Consider the following 8,426-nt stretch of genomic DNA (forward strand, 5'->3'; position numbering starts at 1 on the left):
CCCACAGGGGCGGACAGCCCGGTCAATTCAACCAATCAAAAAACAATCGGTATCAACAAACTTGGCACACTATTGAGTTCTCAAACAACAGACACACTCGAATATTCCCGAATAAATCCACCTAGTGAATTTCTAATTCGTATTTCTTCGCTGCGATGTTTCAATACTATTTCATTCATTTTCACTTTGCAAATCCGGTTGTTTTCCCGGAATTCACTCAATGGAAAAAAATGCGCCCAGCATAAAATAGAGCATTTCTTCGGTCCAGCGCTTCCGCACATGGTGAAGTTGCTTCACTTTTTGTTGGGGGTCGGTCGCTATTTTTCCGCTTCAGCGGCGGCGACTGGAAAAACATTACACGCTCCCCCGCGGCCGTGCAAATCGGCTGCGGAGGAGCGTGCAGGGGCTCTAAAGCGGGTCCGGAACGAGGCTAGGGAACCAGCACTTCCACCGTTGCCAGGTTCTTCTTGCCCCGGCGCAGGAGCAGGTACTGCCCGTGCAGCAGTTCGGTCTCCGAAATCACCGCTTCCGGGTCTGACACCTTTTCGTTGTTGACGTAGGCGCCGCCTTCACCCACAGTGCGACGGGCAGCGGATTTGCTTTCCGACAGCCCAGAGGCCACCAGCAGGTCGACTATTCCCAGGGCGTCCACCTGAACCACGGCCGAAGGAAGTTCGGAGGTGGCTGCCTGGAGCGTGGGCTTGTCCAAAGCCGACAGATCGCCGTTTCCGAAGAGCGCCGCAGAGGCTGCAATCACCTTCTCGGTGGCTTCCACTCCGTGGACGAGGGAGGTCACTTCGAAGGCAAGCTTCCGCTGGCCTTCACGGGCGAACGGGCGCTCGGCAACTGCCGTGGCAATTTCCTCGATTTCAGCACGGGTCAGGAACGTGAACACCTTCAGCCGGTCCACCACGTCAGCATCGGCAGTGTTGAGCCAGAACTGGTAAAAGGCGTACGGGCTGCACATGCCGGCATCGAGCCAAATGGCGTTGCCCTCGCTCTTCCCGAACTTGGTCCCGTCCGAATTGGTGATCAGCGGTGTACCCAGGGCATGGACGCTTTTGCCCTCCACCTTCCGGATCAGTTCGGTTCCGCTGGTGAGGTTGCCCCATTGGTCGGAGCCGCCGGTCTGCAGCATGCAGCCGTAGTCACGGTACAGCTGGAGGTAGTCCATACCCTGCAGGATCTGGTAGCTGAACTCGGTGTAGCTGATGCCCTCGTCGGAATTCAGCCGCGACGCGACGGCGTCCTTGCGCAGCATGGTGCCCACACGGAAGTGCTTGCCCACCTCCCGCAGGAAATCGATCGCGCTCAGCGGCGCCGTCCAGTCCAGGTTGTTGACCATCCGTGCCGCGTTGTCACCATCGAAGCTGAGGAACCTGCGGACCTGCGCCTGGAGGTATCCCACCCACTCCGCGACAGTGTCCTTGGTGTTCAGGGTGCGCTCGGCTGTAGGGCGGGGATCGCCAATCATGCCGGTGGAACCGCCCACCAGCCCGAGGGGCCTGTGGCCGGCCAGCTGCAGCCGCCGCATCACGAGCAGCTGGACCAGATTGCCCAGGTGGAGGCTCGGAGCAGTGGGATCGAAGCCGCAATAGTACGTGACCGGTCCGCCGGCGAGGAGCTTTTCCAGCTCTGCTTCGTCGGTGGAGACGTGGACCAGGCCACGCCACTTCAGTTCCTGCCAGACGTTGGCAAAAGTGGGGTCGTTGTGTTGCGATTCGAGGCTGTTGAGTTCTGACACGCCTTCTAAGTTAGCAGTATTACCGGGCGCAGGCGGTGAGTGAACGGCGCCTGCGCCCGCACCGGAAAGGACAACCCCCAACCGGCGCTCAGCGCTCGATTCCCGCAGGAACCGGCCCGGCAGCAATCAGGCGCAGCCGCTGCGTTGCGCGGGTCATGGCCACGTACAGGTCCCCCACCTTGCCGTGCTCATGGTTCAGCATCATGCCGGGCTCCAGTACCACCACGCCGTCGAACTCCAGCCCCTTGGCCTCACGGGGGCTGATGACCACAATGTCCTGCTCGTACCCGCCTGCGCCGGTCCCGATGCGGCGGCCGTACACGGCGCGCAGGGCGGCCATGGCCTCGGGCAAAAGGTGACCGTCAGCGATGACGGCCAGCAGGCCGCCGTCGAGCGCTTCCAGTTCCTCCGGCAGGACTTCCACCAGACGGCTGACCACTTGGCCCTCGTCCACTTCGTCAATAACGGGCGACCAGCGTCCTTCCCGGACTGCCTTGGGTGCGGAGACGACAAGTCCCGCGGCATTGGCCATCCGGACCGCTGCCTCAGCAATCTGGGACGGTGTGCGGTAGTTGACGGTCAGCTCCTCCAGCTGCCAGCGGTCACCGAACATTGGGGCCAGGGCGCCCTGCCATGAGTTGGCGCCGGCAACGGAACTCGTCTGCGCGATGTCTCCAACAATGGTGAACGACTTCAGGGGGCAACGGCGGACCAGCAGCCGCCACTGCATGGGTGACAGCTCCTGCGCCTCGTCCACCACGATGTGGCCGAAGGCCCACGTGCGGTCGCTCGTGGCGCGCTCGGCAGCCGTCAGCCGCGCTTCCTGTTCCTGGTTTTGCTCGGCCAGCTCCTCGGCGGACATCAACGGGTCCACCCCTGCCGCCTCCATATTGACCAGGGTCTGCTTGGCGTTGGCAAGGTCGCGGGCGCGGTCGTGCTCCTGCTGCGCCAGTCCACGCCCGGCCGCCGGGTCAAGCTCGCCCAGCAGCTCGGCGGCCTCGTCCAGCAGGGGAACGTCCAATTCGGTCCACGGGGCATCCGCGGGGCGCTGCAGCAGAGCCCGTTCGGCGGCCGAAAAGCCCGGGGTGCAGAATTCGAGGATGGCGGGCTTACTGAACAGCTCCGAGATCAGCTTTTCGGGCGTCATGGGCATCCAGCAGAGGTTGAGGGCGATCCGAACGTCACGCGCAGTGCGCACATCCTCCGCCAGGTAGGACCGGTCCGCGTTGTTGCCGATGTTGGCGGCTTCCACGAGCTCGGTCATCTGCTCGGTCAGTTCGCGGAGCAGGATCTTGACGAACGTCACCCGTGCTTCATTGTGCGGCTTGCCGGTGGAACGGGCGCGTTCGCGGGCGCGACGCACCTGGCGCGGTGTCAGCACGAGCTTTCGGCCGTCCACTTCCAGGATCCGGTCCTCGGCGGGGATCCGCTGGCGGTTGGCGACGGCGTTGGCCACCACTGTGGCCATGTCGAGGCGGCCTTTGATGGCCGCCACGTCGGCGTGCGGTTCCGGGACAGCGTTGATGCCCGGCATCAGGCGGCCGACACTGGCCATAACGACGCCGGTCTCACCGAGGGAGGGCAGCACCCTTTCGATGTACTTCATGAACGACGACGACGGGCCCACCAGCAGGACGCCCGCCGACTTGAGGCGGTCGCGGTGGGTGTACAGCAGGTAGGCGGCGCGGTGCAGTGCCACGGCGGTCTTGCCGGTACCCGGTCCGCCCTGTACCACCACGGCGCCGGAGATGGAGGACCGGATGATGCGGTCCTGTTCGGACTGGATGGTGCTGACGATGTCCGACATCCGGCCGGTGCGCCTGGAGTTCAGGGCGGCGAGCAGGGCGCCTTCGCCCTGCAGGGATTCGTCGTCGGCCAGCATGTCAGCGTCGAGCACATCGTCCTCGATGGCTTTGACCTCGCGGCCCTGCAGGATCAGGTGCCGGCGGCGGCGGACGCCCTGCCGGTCGAAGGCGGTGGCCTGGTAGAAGTGGCCGGCTTCGGGCGCGCGCCAGTCAACCATGAGCCGCTGCAGGTCCTCGGTGGTGAGGCCGATGCGGCCGATGTACTGCGCTTCCCCGGAGTCCAGGTCCAAACGCCCGAAGACCAGCCGGTCGTCAACGGCATCCAGCTGCGCCAGGCGGTCCTCGTACAGAGCGGCGAAAGCGTCACGCTCGGAAACGTTCTGCATGGTTCCCACGGCCCCTGCCCGCCGGACCTGCGCGAGCTGCCTGCGCTTTTCCTCGCGCAACTCCTCCAGCCGGGCGTACAGCCCGGCAACATAGTCCCGTTCGTGGGCCAAATCGGCGTCAAGCATTTAACGTTCCCCTATCGCAAAAGACAGACCTACTATTCTACAACCATTTCCGTTAACGCTTGCGAAACTATGGCGTTCTTGGCTTGGCCGCCTTGTACTTCGAGACCGTGGGATCGCCGGTGACCCAGAACCGCCAGGCGTACTGCCCGGATCCGCCGACGCCGGACACTCCCACTCTGGGGCCCGAGCTGACCTGCGCGACCGGCCGTTCCGGGAGCACCAGCCCGAAGGGCGGCACCAAGGCGTCACGGCCGCTGTACGCGGTTGTCAGGCCCAGAGCTTTGGCGAGCCGGGCGGGGCCGCTTGCGAGGTCAGCGGGATTTTTCGAGGTAGGCCGGCGGTGCCGTGCCAGCTCGAGCCCCTCCACGATTTCTCCGGCGCGCAGCAGCAGTGCCGAGGCGACGCCGGCCGGACCGCACACGATGTTCGTGCAGTGGTGCATGCCGTAGGTGAAGTAAACGTACAGGTGTCCCGCCGGGCCAAACATCGGCGCGTTCCGGGGGGTGGGCCCGCGGAAGGTGTGCGAGCCCGGATCCGGGTGCAGGGAATCCTCCGGGCCTAGGTAGGCCTCCACTTCGGTAAGCCGGACGGAGACCCGGCCCTCCCGGGAATCATGGGTTAGGATCGCGCCCAGCAGCGCGGGCGCGAGTTCCCGGGCATCGCCGGACAGGAATTCCCTCAGCGGTTCCCGCGCCGGCGGGGGACTTGTGTTCATGGCCAGACTCTATCCAAAGACCGTAAAAGGAGCGTCCCCGCGACGCCCTGGCGGGGTTGACGGCGATGTCCGATTTCCGCTAGCCCCGCCCCGGCGCTGCTGGCAGGATGGAGTGGTGGACTTCTGGCAGCGCTACCGGGCAATAGATGCCCGGGACACCCGGTTCGACGGGCAGTTCTATACCGCCGTCCGGACTACCGGCATCTACTGCCGCCCGTCGTGTCCGGCCAGGACCCCGAAGGCGGCGAACGTCACCTTCTATGAGACATCAGCCGCAGCGCACGACGCCGGCTACCGGGCCTGCAAGCGCTGCCTCCCCGAGGCGGTTCCGGGAACGCCGGCCTGGAACGTGCGGCAGGACATTGCAGGGCGCGCCATGCGGCTGATCAACGACGGCGTGGTGAACAGGGACGGCGTCGACGGCCTGGCCGCGCGCCTTGGTTATTCCTCCCGCCAACTGAACCGCATCCTCAGCCAGGAACTGGGCGCCGGTCCCCTTTCGCTCGCGCGTGCCGGCCGGGCCCAGACGGCGCGCGCCCTGCTGGTTTCCACATCGATGAAGCTGGCGGATGTAGCGTTCGCGGCAGGCTTCAGCAGCGTGCGCCAGTTCAACGAAACCATGGCGGAAGTCTTCGACATGACCCCCACCGCTCTCCGCGCCGCCAGGCATCCAAGGACCACTGCCGGCTCTACCGCGCTGACCCTAAGCCTTCCGTACCGGGAGCCTTTCGACCCCGGCGTCTTCTCCTTTCTCGCAGTGCGCACCCTCCCGGGGATAGAAGCAGGAACGGCAACGTCCTACGCCCGGACTTTGCGGCTTCCCCATGGGGATGCGCGCTTTAAGACCGAGTACGACGCCGGCGCTCCCGGCCGGCCGCTGACCCTCACCATCGGCGCGGTGGACCTCCGGGACCTGCCGGCATTGCTGAGCCGGGTCAGGCGACTGTTCGACCTCGATGCCGATCCGGTCGCCATCGACAGTGCCCTCGCCGAAGACAGGAGGCTCGCGTCCGCTGTTGCCGGCACCCCCGGAATCCGGATGCCCGGGGCCCTGGATCCTGCCGAAATGCTGATTAGGGCGATGATCGGCCAGCAGGTTACCGTGGCTGCGGCGCGGACCGCCCTTACCCGGCTGGCCGCCGTCGGAAGTTCAAGCCGCAACCCCGGCGAGGGCCTTGACCGGATGTTTCCCACCCCAGGTGAGATAGCCGCCGACGGCTGGGCCCTCCTTCGCGGACCGCGGAAACGCATCGACGCCCTCCGTGCAGCAGCTTCCGCCTTGGCGGAGGGTTCGCTCGACTTCGGCTATGGCGACGACCCCGCAAGCCTGAACGCGAAGTTGCTTCCCTTGGCCGGTGTGGGACCCTGGACGGCGGGCTACCTTGCGATGCGTGTCCTCGGCGCGCCGGATGTGTTCCTGGCCAACGACGCGGCCGTGCGGAACGGGATCAGGGCCCTGGAGCGAGGGGCAGATCCCTCGTTGGGTGCTCGGGACGGAAGAACCTTCAGCCCGGATTTCCGCGAAGTGAGCCCTTGGCGCTCCTACGCAACCATGCACCTGTGGCGGGCAGCCGCCCTCCCCGAAGCAGCCCATCCCGCGGCCGCTCCGCCCCAGGGTGCACCGGCTGTCCTCGGCAGTGCAGGCAGCAGAACAGCAGAGAAAGTGAACCGATGAAGGCCCAGTTGTTGCAGATGTCCACTCCGGACGGCCCGTTCAGCATCCTCGCCCGCGACGGAGTGGTCCTCTCGAGCGGCTGGACGGACAAGCCCGGTGATCTGACCGGACAGATCCACCCGTCGCTGCGGCCCGCCACGCTGGAACTGGTCAGCGAACTCGGTGAAATCTCGGCCGCTGTCGAAGCCTTTTACGCCGGCGACCCGGCACCGGCGATGAACGTTCCCGTGCGGCAGTTGTCCGGACCGTTCCGGGTGCATGCCTGGGACGTGTTGCGGCTGGTGCGGCCGGGCTCGCCCGTGACGTACACCGAGTACGCCGGGCTGGCCGGCAATCCAAAGGCCGTCCGGGCAGCGGCCAGCGCCTGCGCCTTCAACGCCGCAGCCCTGTTCGTCCCGTGCCATCGCGTTATCCGGACTGACGGCTCCCTGGGCGGCTTCCGTTGGGGGCTGCCCATCAAACAGAGCCTGCTGGCGCGCGAAGCCGCCTGACTGCGGTTAGACGCGTGGAAACCGCTAGTTCGCGGTGGGTGTCCCTGCGGGCCACGGCAGGAGGGCCGGCAGGTCCACGCCGTCGGCCGCGGCGGAGGCCCGCAGGCTGCCCAGGGTAGGTTCACGCCCTGCCAGCCAGGCAGCGATGTCCGTGATCATGCCGCCGACCACGATGGACCTGTTGCCGCTGCCGATGCTGACCGGCGGGAGGCCCAGGGGTTGAAGCACCAGTTTGTCGTCGGGCGGGACCCTGGCCGCCAGGAAGTCGAACAGGTGGCCGCAGAACTCCCTGCTCCAGGTTTCCGGTCCCCTGCCCGTGCGCAGGTCAGAGTTGTGTATGACGAGTTCCCGCCACAGTGCCAGGCCGCCGTCGAGGACAACTCCCCCGCGGTAGCTGATGGGTGCGTACCAGCCGGTGTGGTTGGCAGATGAATCCTTGATGCCGGGCAGCGCATCGAACCTCTTGATTGCCCGTTCCATGGCTGCTGTCAGGTCGGACAGGTGGGCTGCGGCGTCGTGGCCGGCAGCCATGTCGATCGCCCTGTTCCTGCCTGCCATACCGCCGTCGTAAAGCTCGATCGTCTCCTCGCGGGCGGCGTACTCAAGCTGGCGGGCCATGGCGTTGCAGATTCCGGTCAGGTGCGCCAGGACATGGCCGCGGGTCCAGCCTGGCAGGGCCGACGGCGCCCGCACGTCCTCGTCATTGAGCCTGGCAACATCGGAGGAAAGGCCTGCAGCGGCTTTATGGAGTCCGGCGAGGAGGACCTCGGGTGCGGGAGCTGTCATGGCGCTCATCCTAGCCGGGAAGAACCCCGTCCGGGCCAAACCGGTGCCGGATGTGGGAGCCGCTGTGGCTCGCCTGCCAAAACTCGATCTCCTTCGGCCTGATGGCGTACAACTGCCAGTCGGGGTTGGTGCTGCCGTCTGCCCGCGGCCGCTCCGCCCAGTCCCGCGCCGACGCCCCGGCCGACAGCTCCCCGACGGGACCCGCCACCCGGACCTGCCTGCCCAGTGATGGCCAGTAGAAGTTCAGGGCGGCGCGCGGGTTGGCGGTGAGCTCCCTGCCCTTACGCGAGGTGCGGGACGTGGCGAAGTGCCAGCCGTCGTCGTCAATGTTCTTCAGGATCAGCATCCTCGACGACGGCTGCCCGCTGCCGTCCACGGTGGCGAGGCTGCACGCATGGGGCTGGCGCTCCCCCGCCGCCAGGGCCTCGTCCAGCCATTGGCGGAAGAGTTCTGCGGGATCCGAAGGCGCGGTCTCCGGATCAAAGCCTGGCAGGTCAGCCGGGAAGTCGGGAAGCGCGCGGAGTTGCCTGCGGAAGGAGTCACTCATGGCGTCATGATAGCGGGGAGCTTCGGGCGATAAAACGGACGCTCTCCCACTTAATGAACTGCTCCCCTGAAGTTGGACTGAGAAATTCAGTTTTCGACTTCCGGGGAGCAGTTTCATGCGTGCTAATAGTTCTTTGTCTGAGGTCCAGCGT

The 8,426-nt window shown here is 65.8% G+C and carries 7 protein-coding genes; 2 read left to right on the plus strand and 5 right to left on the minus strand.

Translation table 11 applies throughout. From position 1 onward, the window contains the following. Positions 1 to 430: 430 nt before the first annotated feature. The 3 genes from tyrS to AC5RVN_RS17360 form a co-directional block, all read right to left on the minus strand. A complete protein-coding gene (gene tyrS / locus AC5RVN_RS17350; RefSeq protein WP_494040796.1) occupies positions 431 to 1,744 on the minus strand; it encodes a tyrosine--tRNA ligase in 1,314 nt (437 codons plus the stop codon). Positions 1,745 to 1,832: 88 nt separating this feature from the next. Beyond that, a complete protein-coding gene (locus tag AC5RVN_RS17355) occupies positions 1,833 to 4,061 on the minus strand; it encodes a HelD family protein (RefSeq protein ID WP_494138748.1) in 2,229 nt (742 codons plus the stop codon). A gap of 67 nt (positions 4,062 to 4,128) precedes the next feature. Further along, positions 4,129 to 4,776: a DNA-3-methyladenine glycosylase gene (locus AC5RVN_RS17360; protein ID WP_494040798.1), complete on the minus strand. Its 648-nt coding sequence runs from the start codon at positions 4,774 to 4,776 to the stop codon at positions 4,129 to 4,131. 115 nt (positions 4,777 to 4,891) lie between these two features. Between AC5RVN_RS17360 and AC5RVN_RS17365 the strand changes: the two genes are divergently transcribed. Next, positions 4,892 to 6,451, plus strand: coding sequence for a DNA-3-methyladenine glycosylase 2 family protein (locus tag AC5RVN_RS17365; RefSeq protein WP_494106500.1), 1,560 nt, complete (start codon positions 4,892 to 4,894; stop codon positions 6,449 to 6,451). Continuing rightward, positions 6,448 to 6,942 carry a methylated-DNA--[protein]-cysteine S-methyltransferase gene (locus AC5RVN_RS17370; protein WP_494106499.1) on the plus strand — a complete coding sequence of 165 codons (495 nt, stop codon included), beginning with the start codon at positions 6,448 to 6,450 and terminating at the stop codon, positions 6,940 to 6,942. Before AC5RVN_RS17365 ends, AC5RVN_RS17370 begins: the two co-directional genes overlap by 4 nt. Positions 6,943 to 6,966: 24 nt before the next feature. On the opposite strand, the gene AC5RVN_RS17375 is transcribed toward AC5RVN_RS17370, so the two are convergent. Further along, positions 6,967 to 7,728: a maleylpyruvate isomerase family mycothiol-dependent enzyme gene (locus AC5RVN_RS17375; protein WP_494040801.1), complete on the minus strand. Its 762-nt coding sequence runs from the start codon at positions 7,726 to 7,728 to the stop codon at positions 6,967 to 6,969. Positions 7,729 to 7,738: 10 nt separating this feature from the next. After that, entirely contained in the window at positions 7,739 to 8,275 is a 537-nt protein-coding gene (locus AC5RVN_RS17380) for a pyridoxine/pyridoxamine 5'-phosphate oxidase (RefSeq protein WP_494138749.1), read from the minus strand. Positions 8,276 to 8,426 lie beyond the last annotated feature (151 nt).

It is taken from the genome of Arthrobacter sp. sptzw32 (assembly GCF_059089735.1).

Coding starts and splice junctions, on each gene's coding strand:
- AC5RVN_RS17355 (WP_494138748.1), bottom strand. CDS start 4,061: ATGCTTGACGCCGATTTGGCCCACGAACGGGACTATGTTGCCGGGCTG.
- AC5RVN_RS17360 (WP_494040798.1), bottom strand. CDS start 4,776: ATGAACACAAGTCCCCCGCCGGCGCGGGAACCGCTGAGGGAATTCCTG.
- AC5RVN_RS17370 (WP_494106499.1), top strand. CDS start 6,448: ATGAAGGCCCAGTTGTTGCAGATGTCCACTCCGGACGGCCCGTTCAGC.
- AC5RVN_RS17375 (WP_494040801.1), bottom strand. CDS start 7,728: ATGACAGCTCCCGCACCCGAGGTCCTCCTCGCCGGACTCCATAAAGCC.
- AC5RVN_RS17380 (WP_494138749.1), bottom strand. CDS start 8,275: ATGAGTGACTCCTTCCGCAGGCAACTCCGCGCGCTTCCCGACTTCCCG.